Source organism: Streptomyces sp. VTCC 41912 (assembly GCF_045799175.1).
Lineage (GTDB): Bacteria > Actinomycetota > Actinomycetes > Streptomycetales > Streptomycetaceae > Streptomyces > Streptomyces albulus_C.
Genome location: NZ_JBJMAB010000033.1, coordinates 21,255 through 40,880, shown reverse-complemented (window position 1 = coordinate 40,880; position 19,626 = coordinate 21,255). Strand labels below are relative to the sequence as shown.

At 74.2% G+C, this 19,626-nt stretch carries 15 protein-coding genes and 1 riboswitch; of the genes, 5 read left to right on the top strand and 10 right to left on the bottom strand.

The genetic code is table 11. The features are described from left to right. Positions 1-41: 41 nt before the first annotated feature. The 4 genes from ACJ6WD_RS31880 to ACJ6WD_RS31865 all read right to left on the bottom strand — a co-directional run bounded on the left by ACJ6WD_RS31880 (position 42) and on the right by ACJ6WD_RS31865 (position 5,413). On the bottom strand, positions 42-1,127 hold the full coding sequence (locus tag ACJ6WD_RS31880) for an enoyl-CoA hydratase/isomerase family protein (protein WP_376557617.1): 1,086 nt from the start codon (positions 1,125-1,127) through the stop codon (positions 42-44). Continuing rightward, the gene (locus ACJ6WD_RS31875; RefSeq protein ID WP_233657791.1) at positions 1,124-2,281 is read right to left on the bottom strand and encodes an acyl-CoA dehydrogenase family protein; all 1,158 of its coding nucleotides are present in this window, start codon (positions 2,279-2,281) and stop codon (positions 1,124-1,126) included. The genes ACJ6WD_RS31880 and ACJ6WD_RS31875 overlap by 4 nt, the downstream gene beginning before the upstream one ends. Continuing rightward, on the bottom strand, positions 2,278-3,777 hold the full coding sequence (locus tag ACJ6WD_RS31870; RefSeq protein ID WP_331248497.1) for a CoA-acylating methylmalonate-semialdehyde dehydrogenase: 1,500 nt from the start codon (positions 3,775-3,777) through the stop codon (positions 2,278-2,280). The genes ACJ6WD_RS31875 and ACJ6WD_RS31870 overlap by 4 nt, the downstream gene beginning before the upstream one ends. Before the next feature lie 200 nt (positions 3,778-3,977). Then, a riboswitch (cobalamin riboswitch) is annotated at positions 3,978-4,164 on the bottom strand. 103 nt (positions 4,165-4,267) lie between these two features. After that, positions 4,268-5,413, bottom strand: a complete 1,146-nt coding sequence (locus tag ACJ6WD_RS31865) for an acyl-CoA dehydrogenase family protein (protein WP_233657789.1) — start codon at positions 5,411-5,413, stop codon at positions 4,268-4,270. 190 nt (positions 5,414-5,603) lie between these two features. On the opposite strand from ACJ6WD_RS31865, the gene ACJ6WD_RS31860 reads away from it, so the two are divergent. Together ACJ6WD_RS31860 and ACJ6WD_RS31855 are read left to right on the top strand one after the other, a co-directional pair. Beyond that, entirely contained in the window at positions 5,604-7,211 is a 1,608-nt protein-coding gene (locus ACJ6WD_RS31860; protein ID WP_233657788.1) for an AMP-binding protein, read from the top strand. Positions 7,212-7,215: 4 nt separating this feature from the next. After that, positions 7,216-8,085, top strand: coding sequence for a PaaX family transcriptional regulator C-terminal domain-containing protein (locus ACJ6WD_RS31855; RefSeq protein ID WP_407617055.1), 870 nt, complete (start codon positions 7,216-7,218; stop codon positions 8,083-8,085). 124 nt (positions 8,086-8,209) lie between these two features. Here ACJ6WD_RS31855 and ACJ6WD_RS31850 read toward each other — a convergent pair whose 3' ends face one another. Continuing rightward, positions 8,210-9,016, bottom strand: coding sequence for an HAD family hydrolase (locus ACJ6WD_RS31850; protein ID WP_233657786.1), 807 nt, complete (start codon positions 9,014-9,016; stop codon positions 8,210-8,212). 452 nt (positions 9,017-9,468) lie between these two features. Between ACJ6WD_RS31850 and ACJ6WD_RS31845 the strand changes: the two genes are divergently transcribed. After that, positions 9,469-10,119: a TetR family transcriptional regulator gene (locus tag ACJ6WD_RS31845; protein ID WP_407617054.1), complete on the top strand. Its 651-nt coding sequence runs from the start codon at positions 9,469-9,471 to the stop codon at positions 10,117-10,119. 51 nt (positions 10,120-10,170) lie between these two features. On the opposite strand, the gene ACJ6WD_RS31840 is transcribed toward ACJ6WD_RS31845, so the two are convergent. Then, positions 10,171-11,202 carry an MDR family NADP-dependent oxidoreductase gene (locus ACJ6WD_RS31840; RefSeq protein ID WP_407617053.1) on the bottom strand — a complete coding sequence of 344 codons (1,032 nt, stop codon included), beginning with the start codon at positions 11,200-11,202 and terminating at the stop codon, positions 10,171-10,173. Between the two features lie 194 nt (positions 11,203-11,396). Here ACJ6WD_RS31840 and ACJ6WD_RS31835 point away from each other — a divergent pair, with 194 nt between their 5' ends. Beyond that, on the top strand, positions 11,397-12,014 hold the full coding sequence (locus ACJ6WD_RS31835) for a ScbR family autoregulator-binding transcription factor (RefSeq protein WP_233657783.1): 618 nt from the start codon (positions 11,397-11,399) through the stop codon (positions 12,012-12,014). A gap of 140 nt (positions 12,015-12,154) precedes the next feature. Next, entirely contained in the window at positions 12,155-13,180 is a 1,026-nt protein-coding gene (locus tag ACJ6WD_RS31830) for a ScbA/BarX family gamma-butyrolactone biosynthesis protein (protein WP_233657782.1), read from the top strand. Positions 13,181-13,239: 59 nt separating this feature from the next. Here ACJ6WD_RS31830 and ACJ6WD_RS31825 read toward each other — a convergent pair whose 3' ends face one another. The 4 genes from ACJ6WD_RS31825 to argF all read right to left on the bottom strand — a co-directional run bounded on the left by ACJ6WD_RS31825 (position 13,240) and on the right by argF (position 19,557). Further along, positions 13,240-15,618, bottom strand: a complete 2,379-nt coding sequence (locus ACJ6WD_RS31825) for an FAD-dependent monooxygenase (RefSeq protein ID WP_331248500.1) — start codon at positions 15,616-15,618, stop codon at positions 13,240-13,242. After that, positions 15,615-16,442 (bottom strand): enoyl-CoA hydratase family protein, encoded by an 828-nt coding sequence (locus ACJ6WD_RS31820; RefSeq protein WP_233657780.1) that lies wholly within the window; start codon positions 16,440-16,442, stop codon positions 15,615-15,617. Before ACJ6WD_RS31820 ends, ACJ6WD_RS31825 begins: the two co-directional genes overlap by 4 nt. Positions 16,443-16,835: 393 nt before the next feature. After that, a complete protein-coding gene (locus ACJ6WD_RS31815) occupies positions 16,836-18,365 on the bottom strand; it encodes an amino acid permease (RefSeq protein ID WP_407617052.1) in 1,530 nt (509 codons plus the stop codon). A gap of 187 nt (positions 18,366-18,552) precedes the next feature. After that, entirely contained in the window at positions 18,553-19,557 is a 1,005-nt protein-coding gene (gene argF / locus ACJ6WD_RS31810; protein ID WP_233657778.1) for an ornithine carbamoyltransferase, read from the bottom strand. Between the last annotated feature and the right edge of the window lie 69 nt (positions 19,558-19,626).

Here is a 19,626-nt window from a genome sequence, read left to right as displayed (position 1 = left end):
GTGGCCGAGGCCGATGAAGCCGATGGTGCGGATCGGGTCGTTCACCACGGCACCTCCTGTGCCGTCGCGCGGGGGGCGGGTCCGAAGGGCGCGTCGGGGCCGGGCGGTTCGGGGGAGGCGAAGAACCGTTCCACGTCCGCCGCGCCGACCTCGGCGAGCGTGCCCGGTGACCACTTCGGGGTCCGGTCCTTGTCGATGACCTGGGCCCGGATGCCCTCGACCAGGTCGGGCGAGGACAGGGCGGCGCAGGAGATCCGGTACTCCTGCTCCAGCACGCGTTCCAGGGGGCCGAGGTGCCGGGCGCGGCGCACGGCGGCGAGAGTGACCTTGAGGGCGGTGGGCGACTTCCGGGACAGGGTCTCGGCGGCCCGCCCGGCCGCCGGTGCGGGGTGGGCGCGCAGCCGGTCGACGATCTCCTCCACCGTGTCCGCGCGGTAGCAGGTGTCGATCCAGGCGCGCTCCCGGGCGAGTTCGCCCGGCGGCGGCTGGCGCACGTGGCGTTCCAGCGCGTCCCAGACCTCGGTGGTGGTGAGGTCCGCGAGCAGGTCGACGAGCCGGTCCGACGGGACGAAGTGGTCGGCGAGGCCGCACAGCAGGGCGTCGGCGGCGCCGATCGCGGTGCCGGTGAGCGCGAGGTGGGTGCCGAGTTCGCCGGGGGCCAGTCCCAGCAGGTAGGTGCCGCCGACGTCCGGGACGAAGCCGATGCCGGTCTCGGGCATGGCGATCTGGGAGCGCTCGGTGACGAGGCGGACGTTGCCGTGGGCGGAGAGGCCGACCCCGCCGCCCATCACGATCCCGTCCATGACGGCCACGTAGGGCTTCGGGTAGCGCGCGATGCGGGCGTTCAGCCGGTACTCGGCGCGCCAGAAGGCCGCCGAGGCGGTGCCCCGCGCGCGGGCGTCCTCGTAGATGGCGCGGATGTCGCCGCCGGCGCACAGGCCGCGCTCCCCGGCGCCGGTGAGGACCACGGCCGCCACCGCGGGGTCCGTCTCGCAGGCGGTCAGCGCGGCGTCGATGCGGTCGACCATGGGGTGGGTCAGGGCGTTGACGGCGCGGGGCCGGTTGAGGGTGATGCGGGCGGTGCGGCCCTCTCCGGTCAGGAGGACGGGGTCGTCGGAGCCGGTCACCGCAGTGCCTCCGTCAGGCCGCGGGCGACGATGACGCGCATGATCTCGTTGGTTCCTTCCAGGATCTGGTGGACCCGCAGGTCTCGGACGATCTTTTCGATGCCGTAGTCGCTGAGGTAGCCGTAGCCGCCGTGCAGTTGCAGGGCCCGGTCGGCGACCGCGTAGCCGGTGTCGGTGGCGAACCGCTTGGCCATCGCGCAGAGTTGCGGCGCCTGCGGGTCGCCGCGGTCCAGGGCGTGGGCGGCCTGGTGGACCAGGGCGCGGGCGGCGGTGAGTTCGGTCGCCATGTCGGCGAGCCGGAACTGCAGTGCCTGCGCGTCCAGCAGGCGCCCGCCGAACGCCTCGCGGTCGGCGAGGTGGACCAGGCTGCGGTCCAGTGCGGCGCGGGCGCCGCCGAGGGAGCAGGCGGCGATGCCGAGCCGGCCGCCGTTCAACCCGCTCATGGCGATGCGGAAGCCCTCGCCCTCGTGGCCGAGCAGCCGGTCGGCGGGCAGCCGCACCCGGTCGAGGACGACCTGTCGGGTCGGCTGGGCGTTCCAGCCCATCTTCTTCTCGTTGGGGCCGAACGACAGGCCGGCATCGTCCTTGTCGACGAGGAAGGCGGAGACGCCGCGCGCGCCGTCGTCGCCGGTGCGGGCCATGACGAGGTACGTCTGGGAGGCGCCGGCGCCCGAGATGAACTGCTTGACGCCGGTGAGGACGTAGTGGTCGCCGTCGCGCACCGCGCGGGTGCGCAGGGCGGCGGCGTCCGAGCCGGCGCCCGGTTCGGTCAGGCAGTAGCTGCCCAGGTCCTCCATGGCGCACAGGCGCGGCAGCCAGCGTTCGCGTTGCGCGGCGTCGCCGTAGTGGTCGATCAGCCAGGCGACCATGTTGTGGATCGAGACGAACCCGGCGATGGACGGGCAGCCGGACGCCAGGGTCTCGACGATCAGCACCCCGTCGGTGCGGCTCAGTCCGCTGCCGCCGTGTTCCTCGCGCACGTAGAGGCCGCCCAGGCCCAGGCCCGCGGCCTTGCGCAGCACGTCGAGGGGGAAGTGCTTGGCCTGGTCCCAGGCGACGGCGTGCGGGGCGAGGTGGTCCTGGGTGAAGTCCAACGTGGCTTCGACGAGGGCGAGTTGGTCCTCCGTGAGCAGGGTGGTGGGCACGGCGCTCATCCCATCGTCGGGAGGGTGAAGCTCGCGCCCTCCTTGGTCCCGGAGGGCCAGCGCGAGGTGACGGTCTTGGTGCGGGTGTGGAAGCGGATCGCGTCCGGCCCGTGCTGGCCCAGGTCGCCGTAGCCCGAACGCTTCCAGCCGCCGAAGGTGTGGTAGGCCACCGGCACCGGAATGGGCACGTTGACGCCGATCATGCCGGTGTTCACCCGGCGGGTGAAGTCGCGGGCGGTGTCCCCGTCCCGCGTGAAGATCGCCACGCCGTTGCCGTACGGGTGCTCGCTGGGCAGCCGCAGCGCCTCCTCGTAGTCCGCGGCCCGCACGACGCACAGGACGGGCCCGAAGATCTCCTCCCGGTAGACGCGCATCTGCGGGGCGACGCGGTCGAAGAGCGAGGGGCCCGCGAAGAAGCCGTCCTCGTGTCCGGGGAGGGTGAACCCGCGTCCGTCCACGACCAGTTCGGCGCCCTCGTTGACGCCGATGTCGACGTAGCGGCGCACCCGGTCCAGGGCCTCGCGGCTGACGAGCGGGCCGAAGTCGGCCTCGGGGTCGTCGCTGCGGCCGACGCGCAGCCGCCCGACGCGTTCCTTGAGCCGCTCCACCAGGGCGTCGGCGGTGGCCTCGCCGACGGGGACGGCCACGGAGATCGCCATGCAGCGCTCCCCCGCCGAGCCGTAGCCCGCGCCGATCAGCGCGTCGACGGCCTGGTCCAGGTCGGCGTCCGGCATCACGACCAGGTGGTTCTTGGCGCCGCCGAAGCACTGGGCCCGCTTGCCGTGCGCGGCGGCGGTGGCGTACAGGTGCGCCGCGATCGGGGTCGAACCGACGAAGCCCAGGGCCCCGACCCTGGGGTCGGTGAGCAGGGTGTCGACCGCTTCCTTGCCGCCGTTGACGACGTTGAGGACGCCCGGTGGCAGCCCCGCCTCCAGGAACAGTTCGGCGAGCCGCAGCGGCACCGAGGGAGCGCGTTCGGAGGGCTTGAGGATGAAGGAGTTGCCGCAGGCCAGGGCGGGGGCTGCCTGCCACAGCGGGATCATCGCGGGGAAGTTGAACGGGGTGATGCCGGCGGTGACGCCGATGGGGCTGCGCAGGGAGTGCACGTCGATGCCGCTGCCGGCGTTGTCGGTGAACTCGCCCTTGAGCAGATGGGGGATACCGGCGGCGAACTCCACCACGTCCAGGCCGCGCTGGAGGTCGCCGTGGGCGTCGGCGACGGTCTTGCCGTGCTCGGACGACAGCAGCCGGGCCAGCGACTCCCGCTCCCCGTCGATGAGTTGGAGGAACTTCAGCAGCACCCGGGCGCGGCGCTGCGGGTTCCACTCGCCCCACGCGTGCTGGGCCCCGGCGGCGTCGGTGATCGCCGCCTCGGTCTCGGCGCGGCCGGCGAGCGGCACCCGGGCCTGGACGGCGCCGGTGTTGGGGTCGTGCACGTCGCCGTAGGTCCCCGAGGCGCCCGGGGTCTGCTTGCCGCCGATGAGATGTGCCAGTTCACGGACCATGGATGCCTGCTCTCCGTCAGGTGAGATCCGGGGATGGCGCGCCGGCCCGGCACGGTCGCCGAACAGCGGCGCGTGCGGGCGGCGCGGGATGCGCAGGGGCCGGGTGACCGTCAGAGGTCGGTGCGCGGCACCCGTCGGATCCGCCGGTCGGGGGCGCGGGTGCATGCCGGTGCCATGCGTGTCTGCTCCATCCTCGTGGACAACACGGAACATCCCGCGGCCGGTATCCTGACTCCCGGATCAGCACGCGCTCCCCGGCCTTCCCGACGGACTGCTCCGTCAGTGGCCGGTCTCGTTCGGGGAGCGCATTCCCCGGTCACAGTGGCGGGACCGCGCCGGAATCGCACCGGCTTCCCTGCACCGCGGGCCTTGGTCACGACGATATAGTTGGACGTCCTAGTAAGTCCACCCTCGACGGCCCTCGGCGACACCCGACGCACCGGGAATCGGCCCACCGCGAGGCCGGCACGGTCTCGTGCGCAGCGGCACCTCAGACCGGCTGGCGACCGGCGTCGCGGTACAACTCCTTCGCGATGAGGGAGCGTTGGACCTCCGTGGCACCCTCGTAGATGCGGGGTGCGCGGACCTCGCGGTAGAGGTGTTCCAACAGGTGGCCGCGGCGCAGCGCGCGGGCGCCGTGGATCTGGACGGCGGCGTCGACGACCTCCTGTGCGGTCTCGGTGGCCAGGAGCTTGGCCATGGCCGAGCGGCGGGCGACGTCCGGGGCGCCGCGGTCGTAGGCGGCCGCTGCCGCGTAGACCAGGAGGCGGGCGGCCTCGACGCGGGTGGCCATCTCGGCCAGTCGGTGGCCGACGGACTGGAGTTCCCTGAGCGGCCCGCCGAACGCGGTGCGCGTCCCGGCATGCGCCAGCGCGGCGTCCAACGCGGCCTGCGCCATGCCGACCGCGAAGGCGCCCACGCTCGGCCGGAAGAGGTTCAGCGTGCGCATCGCCACCCCGAACCCGCCGCCCACGTCACCGAGCACGTCCGCGTCGGTCACCGGCGTGCCGTCGAAGACCAGGGTGCCGATGGGGTGCGGGCTGAGCATGTCCAACGGTTCGCCGCCCAGCCCCGGGCGGTCGGCCGGGACGAGGAAGGCGGTGATGCCGCGGGCGCCGTCGGCACCGCCGGTGCGGGCGAAGACGGTGGCGAAGTCGGCCTCGGGGGCGTTGGAGATCCAGCACTTCTCACCGGTGAGCCGCCAGCGGCCGGGCCCGTCGGGCGCGGCCGTCAGGGCGAGCGCCGCGGCGTCCGAGCCCGCGCCCGGCTCGCTCAGCGCGAAGGCCGCGACGGCCCGGCCGGCCGTCACCTCCGGCAGCCAGCGGGCCCGTTGGGCGTCCGTCCCGGACTGGAGGATCGGGCAGGTGCCCAGTCCTTGGAGCGCCAGCGCGGTCTCCGCCTCCGTGCACTCCTGCGCCAGCGATTCGCGCAGCAGGCACAGGTCCAGCGCCCTGGGGCTGCCGCCGTCGGGGAAGAGCCGGGCGAGCAGGCCCAGTTCGCCGAGGGCGGCGACCAGGGGCCGGTTGACCCGGCCCCCTCGCCCCTGCTCCGCGAGGGGGCGCAGCCGTTCGGCGGTCCGGGCGCGCAGTTCGGCGCACCATTGCTGTTCCTCCGGTCCCAGTGCGAATGCGGTCACGAGGCGGCTCCCTGGTAGCGGACCGGGCACGGCGACGGCCCGGCGGCCGGATATCGCGGTCTGTTGACTGCCGTCACGATGACGTTACGCTGACGAGGATCCGTACGGCAGTCCTCCCCGGTCCCCGCACCCGACCACCACCCCTCCCCGGCCGCGCGGCGGCCACCCGGCCCAAGGGGGCGCACCCCGCATGGAGCTACGGTCCTCGGCCCACACCGACACCTTCGCGCGCGACCGCCTACCCCCGCCCGAGCAGTGGCCGCACCTCACCGACCTGGGCTATCCGGACCGGTTGAACTGCGGGGCGGAACTCCTCGACGGCACCATCGCCCGGCTGGGACCGGACCGCCCCGCGATCCGCGACGCGCACGGCCGGGCGTGGTCCTACGGGGAGTTGCAAGCACGCGTCGACGCGATCGCGCACGCCCTCACCGGCCCGTTGGGCGTCGTGCCGGGCAACCGGGTGCTGCTGCGCGGCCCCACCACGCCCTGGCTGGCCGCCTGCTGGCTCGCGGTCATGAAGGCCGGCGCGGTGGCGGTGACCGTCCTGGCGGCGCACCGGCCGGAGGAACTCGCCACGATCTGCGGGCTCGCCCGGGTCCGGCACGCACTGTGCGACGCGGGCGCGGTCGGCGACCTGGTCCGGGCGGGCGTCCCGGGGCTGCGCATCACGCCGTTCGGCGGGGACGGCCCGGACGACCTGACGCGGTGCGCCCGGCCCGGCGGCGCGCCGTACGCAGCGGTGCCGACCGCCTCCGACGACGTCGCGCTGATCGCCTTCACCTCGGGCACCACCGGCCGCCCCAAAGGGTGCCTGCACTTCCACCGCGACGTGCTGGCCATCGCGGACACCTTCTCCGCGCAGGTGGTGCGGCCGCGGCCGGACGACGTGTTCGCCGGCAGCCCGCCGCTCGGCTTCACCTTCGGGCTCGGCGGGCTGGTGGTCTTCCCGCTGCGGGTCGGCGCCTCGACGTACCTGGCCGACTGGAACGGGCCGGAGCGGATGCTCGCCGACGTCGCGGCGCACCGGATCTCGGTGCTGTTCACCGCGCCGACCGCCTACCGGGCGATGCTGCCCAAGCTCGCCGGGCACGACCTGGGCTCGCTGCGCCGCTGCGTGTCGGCCGGCGAGAACCTGCCGGCCGCGACGTGGCGGGCCTGGCACGAGGCGACCGGCCTGCGGATCATCAACGGCATCGGCGCCACCGAGCTGCTGCACATCTTCCTGTCCGCCGCCGACGACGCGATCCGGCCGGGGACGACGGGACTGCCGGTGCCCGGCTTCGAGGCGCGCGTGGTGGGCGCGGACGGCCGCCCGGTGCCGGACGGCGAACCGGGGCTGCTGGCGGTCCGCGGCCCGACCGGCTGCCGCTACCTGGCCGACCCCCGCCAGACCGGCTACGTCCGCGACGGCTGGAACCTCACCGGCGACACCTACGTACGGGACCGGGACGGCTACTTCCACTACGTGGCCCGCGCGGACGACATGATCATCTCGGCCGGGTACAACGTCGCCGGCCCCGAGGTGGAGGACGCCCTGCTGCGGCACCCGGACGTCACCGAAGCTGCGGTGGTCGGCCGGCCCGACGAGGACCGCGGTCAGCTGGTCGTCGCCCACGTGGTGCTGCGGGACGGCGTACCGCCCGGGCCGCAGACGGTCACCGCGCTCCGGGCCTTCGTCAAAACGCAGATCGCGCCCTACAAGTGCCCGCGCGAGGTGGTCTTCCACACCGCGCTGCCGCGCACCCCGACCGGCAAGCTCCAGCGGTTCCGGCTGCGCTCGCGCGAACTAGAGTGACCCGGTGAGCGACGAGCAAGCCCAGCACACCCCGCGGTCCCTGATCGTCACCTTCTACGGGGCCTACGGACGCGGCGGCACGCAGGACCACCCGGATGCGCCCGGTCCGGTGCCGGTGGCCGCGCTGATCCGGCTGCTCGGCGTGCTCGGCGTGGACCCGCCGTCGGTCCGCTCCGCGGTCTCCCGGCTCAAGCGCCGCGGGCTGCTGGTCCCGGAGCGCACCACCGCGGGCGCCGCCGCGTACGGCCTGTCGGAGGCGGGCCGCCAACTGCTCGCGGACGGCGACCGCCGGATATTCGGGCGGCCGACCGGGCCGCCGCCGGGCTGGGTGCTGGCCGTCTTCTCCGTCCCCGAGGAGGAGCGCCACAAGCGCCACCTGCTGCGCTCCCGGCTGGCCGGCCTGGGCTTCGGCACCGCCGCCCCCGGCGTGTGGATCGCCCCCGCGCACCTCTACGAGGAGACCCGGCACACCCTGGAGCGGCTCCAACTGGACCCCTACGTCGACCTGTTCACCGGTGCCCACGCCGGTTTCACGCCCACCGCACGGGCGGTGGCCCGCTGGTGGGACCTGGACGCCCTCGCCGCGCGGCACCGCGCGTTCCTGGCGGCGCACGAACCGGTGCTGGAGCACTGGACCCGGCGCCGCGCCGTTCCCCCCGAGGCCGCCTACCGCGACTACCTGCTCGCCCTGGACGCCTGGCGCCACCTGCCCTACGCGGATCCCGGACTTCCGCCGGACCTCCTGCCCCAGGACTGGCCGGGCGGCCGCGCGGCGGAGGTGTTCCGCCGCCTGCACGACACACTGCGCGCGGCGGGCGCCCGTTACGCGCACGAGGCGACGGCCGGGACGTCCCGCACCCAGGACGCCGGCTGACCCGATCCGCCCGACCCCGGTCGAGCGGGAGGTGCCCCGCGTCCTCGCACGTCCCGCGCCATCGCCTCCTGCCCGCGGCCCCGGTGTTCCCCCTGGGCCGCGGGCACTCCCCGTGCCCCCGTCTTCAGCGTCGCCGCTGCTGCGCCCCCACCGGGACGGCGGCCCGGCGCTGCCGGCCGACCGTCCCCGCGGCGGCCGCCGCCGGACGCGGACGGGCGGCGGCGATCACCGACACCACGTCCTTGAAGGAGCTGCACATCCGCGTGCCGGCGACCGCGGCGAGTTCACCGAACGTTCCGCTGCCGTAGGTGACCGCGACCGGTTCCATGCGCGCGGTGACCGCCATCCGCATGTCCCCCACGGTGTCCCCCACGTACGCGCTCTGCCAGGCCGGGACCCCCAACCGGCCGGCCGCGCGCAGCACCATCTCCGGGTGCGGCTTGCCGCGGCGCACCATGTCCTGGCCCACGACCGGACCGACCAGGTCACGGATGCCCATCACGTCGAGCAGTGCCTCGGCGCTGCGGGTGGTCTTGGAGGTGGCCACGGCGAGTTCGACGCCGTGGGCGCGCAGCGCGGACAGCCCGGCCGTCACTCCGGGGTACAGCAGCTGCGGCCCCTGGCACAGGACCTCGTAGGCGAACAGCTCCCGGTAGCGGGAGATGGCGGCCTGGACCCGGCCGTCGTCCTCGGGGCGGCCCAGCAGCCGCCCGAACGCGGCGGCCGGGGGCTTGCCGATGGCCGTGGCCGCCTGCCGCGCCGTCACCGAACAGCCCTGCTCCGCGGCCACCTTGACCAGCAGCTTGCTGATCGCGGGCAGGGTGTTGGCGAGGGTGCCGTCCAGATCGAAGACGGCGGCCTTGAGGGTCTCACCGCCGGCGCTCCGCGCGCCTCTCACAGGACGTTCGCCGACTTCCATTGATACGCGCATGGAGGGGGACCTTTCCGGGTTCCGTGGGTGCGGGGGCTCGGGTGACTGTGCGGGCTCAGCTGGTCGGGCGGGCCTGCGGTCGACGACTGTGGCGGCAGAGGCGGTCTCGCCTAGGCGCACCGCTGTCCAAGGGCGGCACGCGACCGTCGAGGCGGCGGCATCGGAACGGATCGTCCCGTTTACCGCCTTCGGAGATTTAAAAACCGCCTGCGCTGTTTGTCAATGTGCCTTAGCCCGTCCCTGACGGTCGACAAGCCTCCCCAGGCCCACCACACTGGACATAGCCCCCGGTGCCGGCCGGCGCACGGCCCCCGCCTCACCGGCCGGAGCGATCACTTCCCGACAGGTCAGCGGGGTTCCGGCCATTTCGCTCAGCCATAGCGAACCGCATGGTTGGTTTTCTCTGTAGACTGCAAACACGTTGCAGTCGTACGAGAGACGGGACGGACACCGTGCCCACGCAGCATCGCGCCATCCAAAGCCGTCAGGCGCTCATCCGCTCGGCCGCCGAGACCTTCCTGGAGAAGGGGGTGCCCGCCGCAGGCATGGTCGAGATCAGCCGGCGGGCCCGACTGAGCAAGGGCGCCCTGTACTTCCACTTCACGTCCAAGGACGACCTCACCCTCGCAGTGCGGGACGCCGCCCTGGCCACCCTCAACGAGATCGAGGACGGCTTCGCGCGCTCCCCCGAGCCGCTGACCGTCGCGGTCCGCGACTTCGCCGTGGAGCTGTTCGGCCGGGTGCAGTCGGACGCGGTGCTGCGCGCCGGCCTGCGACTGCGCCCGGAGACCGCACCGGGTCTGGACATCCACGCCTTGGAGCAGCGCTGGTACGCGCTCTTCCTCGACAAGGCGGTCACCTGCCCCACCGGCACACCGGTCGGCATCGGGGACGGGCTCACCGGCCCGCACCCCTCGGACGCCGAACCCCGCCGTACCGCCCAGCTGCTGACGTCGATCGTGGTGGGCCTGTTGCACCTGGGCGGCGGCGACCGGACGTGGTGGGACGGGGAGGCGGTCACCGGACTGTGGGGGCTGCTGCCCGCCGCGGCGGGCCGGGTCCCGGCCGGAATCCCGGCGCCGGCGCAGGTCCCGGCCGGCTGACCGACCGCCCCGCGACGCCCGCCCGCGCCGCGCACCGGCCCCGTGCCGGGATCACAACTCCACGAGCACCGACCCGACATGGCGCCCCTGGGCCAGCTCGCAGAGCGCCCGCGGCGCCTGCTCGATCCCTTGCAGCAGGACGTGCGGGAAGGCGAGGGAGCCGTCCCGCAGCCCCCGACCGAACTCCGCCGTCCACTCCGCCGGAAGGTCGGGATGCGCGTACACCCCGAAACCGCGCAGCGCCACCCGGCGCGTGATGATCAGCCCCGCGTCGAGCTCGACCGGACTGACCACCCCGCCCCCCTCACCCATCTGGCTGGCGAGCGCGCCGACCAGCGCGAACCTGGCCTCCGGGCGCGCCAACGCGAGCGCCGCGCGCAGTTGCTCGCCGCCGACGAGGTCCAGCAGCACGTCGATGCCGTCCGGCGCCGCCCGGCGCAACTGCTCCTCGATCGGCCCGGCATCGCGCACCACCGTGGCGTCGTACCCCAACTCCGCGCGCAGACGCAACGCCTTGACCTCCGAGCCGGTGCTGCCGATCACCCGGGCGGCGCCCAGGCGGCGGGCGAGCTGCCCGGCCATGCTGCCCACGCCGCCGGCCGCGCCGCTGACGAAGACGGTGTCGCCGGGCCGGACCCCGGCCGCGTGGCGCAGCGCCCCCCAGGCGGTGGCCCCCTGGGAGAGGTGCGCGGCCGGGAAGGGCAGGGCGTCGGGATCCAGCTGCCGGGCGCGCGCCTCGTCGACGGCGGCGAACTCCCGCCAACCGTAGGGGTGGTGGACGAGATCACCGGGGGCGAGGGCGGTGCCCTCGGCGGCCACGACCTCGCCGACCGCGGCGCCCCACAGCGGCCGGCCGGGCTCGAAGGACGGCATCGGCAGCCGCGCCGAGGTCATCCGCGTGCGCATCGCCGCGGTGACCGCCATGAAGCGGGTGCGCACCAGCACCTGACCGGACCGGAGGGCCGGCAGCGGCACCTCGGCCAGCTCGAAGTGACGCTCCGTCACTTGCTCACCCCCGGCCTGGCGGACGAGCCGCACTTCCCGGTGGACTGCGGGAAGGCCGGGTACGGCGGGGACGGTCATCGATCTGCTCCTCGGACGTTCGACGGCACCGCGCGGCACCGCTTCGCCGGACCACGCATTCCGGCCAGGGACGCGCCGTCCACCTTCAATACCGCACGGTTGGCTTCTTTATGATGCGGAAATAGACTGCGCGGCCACGGCAGCGGTGCGCGCCCGGGCACAACAACTCCACGAGAGCATACGGAGGATGATCGGTGGTCAAGCAGGAACGCGCAGTGCGCACCCGGCGCGCCGTCCTCGAGGCCGCGGCTCACGTCATCGGAACCCGCGGCTACCAGGCCGCGACGATGGCGGAGATCATCCAGCGCGCCGGCGTCACCAAGGGAGCCGTCTACTTCCACTTCCGCTCCAAGGACGCCCTGGCGCGCGCGGTCATCCGGGAGCAGACCGAGCCGTTCGTGCCACCGGTCAGCGAATCCCGCCTCCAGGACGCCATCGACTTCACCCACCAGGTCGCACTGGCACTGCGCAGCGATCCGTTGTTGCAGGCCGGCACCCGGATCGCGGTCGAGACGACGTTCAGCGAGGAGCCGCTGGTCCCCTACCAGGCGTGGACCGACATCATCACCGCGATGTTCGGTGACGCCCGCGACAAGGGCGAACTGCTGCCCGCCGTCGTGCCGGAACGGGCCGCGGAGTTCTTCGTCGCCGCCTACATGGGCGTGCAGCTGTTCTCGCGGGCGGCGACCAACCGCGCCGACCTGCCCGAGCGGGTCACGGCCCTGTGGCGGCACACCCTGCCGGGCCTGGCGTCGCCGGGTGCGCTGAGCCACCTGGACCCGCAGGGCCGGTCCGCGCGGATCGCCGTCTGACCGTTCACCAGGAGTGTCGCCCTGTCGGGGGAACGGCCCGCTCAGCACTGGAAAACAAACCGCATGGTTCGTATCTTGTCCGGGGAGATCGGATGCCGTTCGCCAGGGCGCCGAGAGCCGTCCCCTCTGAAAGGACCTTCATGGCCAGCGCCATCCTCAGCCCGTCCGCGCGTGAGCGATCCGACGACGTCCCGGGGTGGTGGGCGGACGGAAACCGACCGCGGGCGCTGACCACGACGGTACCGCGGGAGTACGTGCACCGGACTGCGGTCTCCGAGGTGTTCCTGACCAACTGGCGGCAGGACGGGCCCGGCGGCTGGCTGGTGACGGCCCAGTGGCCCCGCGCGCACAGCTTCTACGGGCCGGCGGGCGGGCTGCACGATCCGCTGCTGCTGATCGAGACGGTGCGACAGGCGGGGATATTACTGAGCCACGTCGCGCACGGCGTGCCGCTGGACCACCCGATCATCTGGCAGAAGGTCAGCTACGTCCTGCGCCCGCAGGCGCTGCGCGCCACCCACACACCGGCCGACGTCGCGCTGCACGTCACCGACCACGACGTGGTCCGCCGCCGCAAGCAGTTGGCCGGCGTCCGCCAGGAGTTCCGCATCGTGCGCGACGGCGCCGAGCTGGCCCGGGCGTCCCTGACCTACACCTGCCACAGCCCGGCCGTCTACCGCCGGCTGCGCGGCGAGTACGGCGACCTGCTGCTCGCCAACGCCCGCCGGCTGCCGCCGTCGGAACCGGTCGCACCGCCGGTGGTGGGCCGGGACCGGGCCGCCGACGTGGTGCTCTCCCCCGCCGGCCGCACCGGCCCCGACGCCCCGGCCGAGCCCGCCGACCGCTGGCGGTTGCGGGTGGACACCGCGCACCCGGTGCTGTTCGACCATCCCGTGGACCACGTCCCGGGCATGCTGATGGTCGAGGCGGCGCGGCAGGCCGCCCGCGCCGTGGCGCCCCACTGGTCGCTGCCGGTCGCGCTGGACTGCTCCTTCGCGCGGTACGCCGAGTTGGACGCGCCGTGCTGGGTGGGGGCGCGGGCCGCGGGGGCGGGCGCCGACGGCCGCCGGGAGGTGTCGGTGCGGGTCGAGCAGCACGGCCGGCCGGTGGTCGACGCCCGGGTCACCGGCCTGCCGCTGCCGCAGGGGTTGCCCGACTCCTGTTGACGGCGCGCCCGGTCCGCGCCCCGGATCGGCCCCGCCCCGCGCTGCGACCGGCCTCCCCGTCAGTGCAGCGTGAGGCGGGGCTTCGGCGCGTCGGTGCGGCCGGTGGGCGGGGTGCGGCTCCCGGCCTGGTAGGGCAGCGGCCAGGGGGCACCCGGACCGCTGTAGCCCTGTTCGGCGGCGGCGTGCAGGGTCCAGTGCGGGTCGTAGAGGTGGGGGCGGGCCAGGGCGCACAGGTCGGTGCGGCCGGCCAGGATCAGGGAGTTGACGTCGTCCCAGGAGGAGATGGCGCCGACCGCGATCACGGGCACGCCGAGGGTGTTGCGGATGCGGTCGGCGTACGGGGTCTGGTAGGAGCGGCCGAAGTCGGGGCGCTCGTCGGGCACGACCTGGCCGGTGGAGACGTCGAGGGCGTCGGCGCCGTGCTCGGCGAAGGCGGCCGCGATGGCCACCGCGTCGTCGGGGGTGGTGCCGCCGTCCGCCCAGTCGGTGGCGGAGATCCGGACGGTCATGGGGCGGTCCGCCGGCCATTGTTCCCGTACCGCGTCGAAGACCTCGAGGGGGAAGCGGAGGCGGCCGGCGAGGGAGCCGCCGTAGGCGTCGGTGCGCCGGTTGGTCAGGGGCGAGAGGAAGCCGGACAGGAGGTAGCCGTGCGCGCAGTGGAGTTCGAGGAGGTCGAAGCCGGCGCGGGCGGCGGCCGCGGCGGAGCGGGCGAACTGCGCCCGCACGACACCGAGTTCGGCGGTGGTCAGGGCGTGCGGGATCTGGTTGACGCCGGGCCGGTAGGGCAGTGCGGAGGGCGCCACTAGCGGCCAGTTGCCGTCCGGGAGCGGTTGGTCGATGCCTTCCCACATCCGGCGGGTCGATCCCTTGCGGCCGGAGTGGCCGAGCTGCACGCCGACGGCGGTGCCGGGGGCCTGGGCGTGGACGAAGTCGGTGACGCGCCGCCAGGCCCGCTCGTGCTGCGGCGCGTACAGGCCGGTGCAGGCCGGGGTGATGCGGCCTTCGGGGCTGACGCACACCATCTCCGTCATCACCAGGCCGGCGCCGCCCAGTGCGCGGGCGCCGAGGTGGACGAGGTGGAAGTCGCCGGGGGTGCCGTCGCCGTCGGCCGCGTACATGTCCATCGGGGAGACCACGACCCGGTTGCGCAGGGTCAGGCCGCGCAGCCGGAAGGGCGTGAACATCGGTGGGGTCCCGGTGGGGACGCCCGCCGCCGCGGCCACCGCGTCGGTGAACCCCGCGTCGCGCAGCCGCAGGTTGTCGTGGGTGACCCGGCGGCTGCGGGTGAGCAGGTTGAAGGCGAACTGGTGCGGCGGCTGGTCGGTGTAGGTGGCGAGGTCCTCGAACCACGCGAGGCTGGCGCGGGCGGCGCGTTGGGTGGAGGCGACGACCGGGCGGCGCTCGGCCTCGTAGGCGGCGAGGGCGTCCGGCAGGGCGGGCTGTTCCCGTAGGCAGGCGGCGAGGGCGAGGGCGTCCTCGACGGCGAGCTTGGTGCCGGAGCCGATGGAGAAGTGGGCGGTGTGCGCGGCGTCGCCGAGCAGCACGATGCGGCCGTGCGACCAGCGTTCGTTGACGACCGTGCGGAACGCGATCCAGCTGGAGTTGTTGGTGCGCAGCGGACGGCCGCCGAGGGTGTCGGCGAAGAGCGCGGCGCACCAGGCGGCCGCCGCGGACTCGTCCTGGGCGTCGAGGCCGTTGGCGCGCCAGACCTCTTCGCGCATCTCGACGATGACGGTGCTGGCGCCGCCGTCCGGCACGCCGGCGCGTTCGGCGGTCGGCCGCGGGGCCCCGGACGAGGCCCGGGGAGGCGTCGGCGACGGGCGGGCGTACGGGTAGGCATGGAGCTGGGCGATGCCCCGGCCGGTGTCGGCGATCTCGAAGCGGAAGGCGTCCAGGGCGAAGTCGGCGGAGAGCCAGATGTAGCGGCAGCGGTGGGTGGTCAGCTGGGGGCGGAAGACGTCGGCGTGGGCGGTGCGGGTGGCGCTGTGCACGCCGTCGGCGGCGATCACCAGGTCGTGGTCGCGTGCGAGGTGGGCGGCCGGCGGGGCCTCGGTGCGGAAGAGCAGCCGTACGCCCAGGGCTCGGCAGCGGTCGTGCAGGACGGCCAGCAGCCGGCGGCGGCCGAGGGCGGCGAAGCCGTGCCCGCCGGAGGTGAGGGTGCGGCCGCGGTGCACGATGTCGATGTCGTCCCAGCGCACGAACTCCGCTTGCAGCGCGCGGTAGACGTCCGGGTCGGCGTGCTCGATGCCGCCGAGGGTCTCGTCGGAGAGGACGACGCCGAAGCCGAAGGTGTCGTCGGGGGCATTGCGCTCCCAGACGGTGACCTCCCGGCCCGGGTCGAGGCGTTTGAGCAGGGCGGCGGCGTAGAGCCCGCCGGGGCCGCCGCCGAGGACGGCGACCTTCAGCGGGCGGTGGTCCGGGCCCGCGGGGGCGCTCACTTCCCCTGCCACTCGGGCGGCCGCTTCTCGGTGAACGCGGCGTGGAACTCGGCGTAGTCGGCGCTGTTCATCAGCAGGGCCTGGGTGGACGCGTCCAGTTCGACGGCGGCGGCCAGCGGCATGTCGAGTTCGGCGGTGAGCAGGGCCTTGGTCTGGGCGTGGGCCAGCGCGGGGCCCTCGGCGAGCCGGCGGGCCAGGGCGGCGGCCCGTTCGTCGGCGCGGCCCTCCTCGGCGAGTTCGCTGATCAGGCCGAGGCGTTCGGCCTCGGGGGCGCGGACCGGGTCGCCGAGCATCAGGACCCGGGTGGCGTGGCCGAGGCCGATGACCCGCGGCAGCAGGTAGGCGGCGCCCATGTCGCCGCCGGAGAGGCCGACGCGGGTGAAGAGGAACGCGAAGCGGGCGGAGGGGTCGGCGACGCGGAAGTCGGCGGCCAGGGCGAGCACCGCGCCGGCGCCGGCGGCCACGCCGTGCACCGCCGCGATGACCGGGAAGGGGCATTCCCGGATGGCGCGGACGACCTGCCCGGTCATCCGGTTGAAGTCCAGGAGTTGGGCGGTGTCCATGCCGAGGGTGACGCCGATGATCTCCTCGACGTCGCCGCCGGAGCAGAAGCCGCGGCCCTCGCCGGCCAGCACCAGCGCGCGCACCGAGCGCTCCCGGGAGAGTTCGGCGAGCAGGTCGCGGAGGTCGGCGTAGGCCGCGAAGGTGAGGGCGTTGAGCTTCTCGGGACGGGCGAGGGTGACGGTGGCGACGCCGTCCTGGGTGGTGACCCTGATGTGGCGCCATGCGCCGGTGCTGCGGGCGGATCCTGCGAACGGGCTCATCGGTCTGCCTGCCCCCTTCAGCCGGGTGGCTGGTGCGTGCGGTGGCCGCGGATGCGGTGGCGGTGCGGGACGCGCGAAATGCCCCTCGAAGCTATCACTGGTTCGTGACCGTCGTCAGGAGGGCGCGATAGCCGGAACGGGGCGGCGGGGCGCGTCCGGCCGGGCCGGAAGGGGGTGACGGGGCCGGTGGCACTGCGCCCCTCGGCGGTCACGGACCACCGAGGGGCGCGGTGCGCCCGCCGGCCACCGCACCGCCGGACGCCACGCGGCGGTGCGGTGCGGCGCAGCGCGGTGCGGTGCAGTGCAGTGCGGTGCAGTGCAGTGCAGTGCAGTGCGGTGCAGTGCAGTGCAGTGCGGTGCAGTGCAGTGCAGTGCAGTGCAGTGCAGTGCGGTTCAGGCTTCCCGCGTCGCGGGGGCCGCGGCCGTCGTGGCGGCGGGGACGGCCCCGTCGTGCGCGGCCTCGTCCGGATCGGCGTCGGGGCGCGACGCCGGGCCGCCGGCCGCGCCGTCGGCGCCGGCCGCGAGGCGGGAACGGCGCCGCCCGTAGAGCGAGTAGAGCACCGCGCCGACGGCGAGGAACCCGGCGAACTGGAGCCAGGTGGCCGGGCCGGTGCCGTAGACGAGGTAGCCGCAGAAGGCGACGCCGAGCAGGGGGCTGAGCGGCGAGAGCGGGACCTTGAAGCGGCGCGGCAGGTCGGGCCGGGTGCGGCGCAGGACCAGGACGCTGACGTTGACCACCGCCATGACGGCGAGCGTGCCGACGCTGCTCAGGTTCATCACCATGTCCAACGGGACGACGGCGGCCGGGACCGCGAAGACCAGGGCGACGATCCAGGTGTTGGCGACGGGCGTGGCGGTGCGCGGCGAGACCCGGGCGAAGACCCGCGGGACCAGGCCGTCGCGGGCCATCGACATCAGGATGCGGGTCTGGCCGTACATCACGGCGAGGACCACGGAGGCGATGGCGACGACCGCGCCGAAGGCGATCACCGCGCCGCCGATGTCGGAGTGCGTGACCCGGTCGACGATCAGCGACAGCGCCGCGGGCCGGCCGGCGACCTCCCCGGAGGAGAGCGCGCCGATGGCGGCCAGGGCGACCAGGCAGTACAGCACGGTGACCACCCCGATGCAGATCATGATCGCGAGGGGGACGTTGCGGCGCGGGTTGCGCACCTCCTCGCCGGCGGTGGTGATCGAGTCGAAGCCGATGTACGAGAAGAACGCGACGGAGGCGCCGGAGGTGATCCCGGCGAGGCCCTCCGGGGCGAACGGGGAGAGGTTGCCGCTGCGGAACGCGCCGAAGCCGATCACGCAGAACAGCACCAGGACCGCCAGCTTGAGGACCGCCATCGCCGCGGTGGCGCGGGCGCTCTCCCGGACCCCGCGGACCAGCAGCAGCGCGGCCAGCAGCACCACGACCACGGCGGGGAGGTTGACGACGCCGCCGTCGCCGGGCGGGTTGGCGAGCGCGGCGGGCAGTTGCCAGCCGACGAGGCTCCCCAGCAGTTGGTTGAGGTACTGGCCCCAGCCGACGGCGACCGCCGAGACCGAGATCCCGTATTCGAGCAGCAGGCACCAGCCGACGAGGAAGGCGGTGCGCTCGCCGAGGGTGGCGTAGGCGTAGGAGTAGGAGCTGCCGGAGACCGGGATCGCGCCGCCCAGTTCGGCGAAGGAGAAGGCGGTGAAGACGCAGGTGACGGCCGCCAGGACGAAGGAGACGACGACCGCGGGGCCGGCCTGGGCGACGGTGTCGGAGAGCCCGACGAAGATGCCCGTGCCGACGACGGCGCCGATGCCGAAGCAGACGAGCTGGAAGAGGCCCATGCTGCGCCGCAGCCCGTGGCCGTTGAGGTCCGCGCCGGATTCGGCGATGAGCAGGTCGGGGGACTTGATGCGCAGTCCCGACGCGCCTGGGCGGGGCATGGGGTGGTTCTCCCTTGGGTGGTGCGAGGCGTGCGGCGCGGGTGGGCCGGGCACGCAGCGGGGCCCGGACCGGTGGGTCCGGACCCCGTGAGCGGCTCGATGGTACCCATCTCCGCCGCAAGATCGCGCAGGTGGGCGCACGGTGAAGCGCCGCCCGGTGCACCGCCGGCGGCGGTCGCCGCCGGCCTCAGGGGGCCAGCGTCGCCACCAGCACGGCCTTGATGGTGTGCATGCGGTTCTCCGCCTCGTCGAAGACCACCGAGTGCGCGGACTCGAAGACCTCGTCGGTGACCTCCAGCGAGTCCAGGCCGTGGCGGGCGTGGATCTCCCGGCCGATCTCGGTGCCGAGGTCGTGGTAGGCGGGCAGGCAGTGCAGGAACCTCACGCCGGGCTTGCCGGTGGCGCGCAGCACGTCCATCGTGACCGCGTACGGGGTGAGCAGGGCGATCCGCTCGTCCCAGACCTCCTTGGGCTCGCCCATGGAGACCCAGACGTCGGTGGCGACGAAATCGGCGCCCCGCACGCCCTCGGCGACCTCTTCGGTGAGGGTGATCCGGGCCCCGCTGGTCTCCGCGAGCGCGCGCGCCCGGGCGATGACGGTCTCCTCGGGCCACAGCTTGCGGGGGGCCACGATCCGCACGTCCATGCCGAGCAGGGCGCCGGTGACGAGGTAGGAGTTGCCCATGTTGTTGCGGGCGTCGCCGAGGTAGGCGAAGGCGGTCTCCGTCAGGGGCCGGCCGCCGCTGTGCTCGATCATGGTGAGGACGTCGGCGAGCATCTGGGTCGGGTGCCAGTCGTCGGTGAGCCCGTTGTAGACGGGCACCCCGGCGTGCGCGGCGAGCTCCTCGACGTCGGCGTGGCGGCTGCCGCGGAACTCGATGGCGTCGAACATCCGGCCGAGGACCCGGGCGGTGTCCTTGACCGACTCCTTGTGCCCCATCTGCGAGCCGGACGGGTCGAGGTAGGTGGTGGTCGCGCCCTGGTCGGCGGCGGCGACCTCGAAGGAGCAGCGGGTCCGGGTGGAGGTCTTCTCGAAGATCAGGGCGATGTTGCGGCCGTTCAGGCGGCGGACCTCGGCACCGGCGCGCTTGGCCGCCTTCAGCTCGGCGGCCAGGTCGATCAGTCGGCGGAATTCCTCGGCGCTGTAGTCCAGCTCCTTGAGGAAGTGGCGGCCCGTGAGGTCTATCGCCATGGGGGGCTCCTGGTTCGCGGCGGTCGGGGTGGGAGGGTCGGTACCGGTTCCGGCCCGCGACCGGGTGCG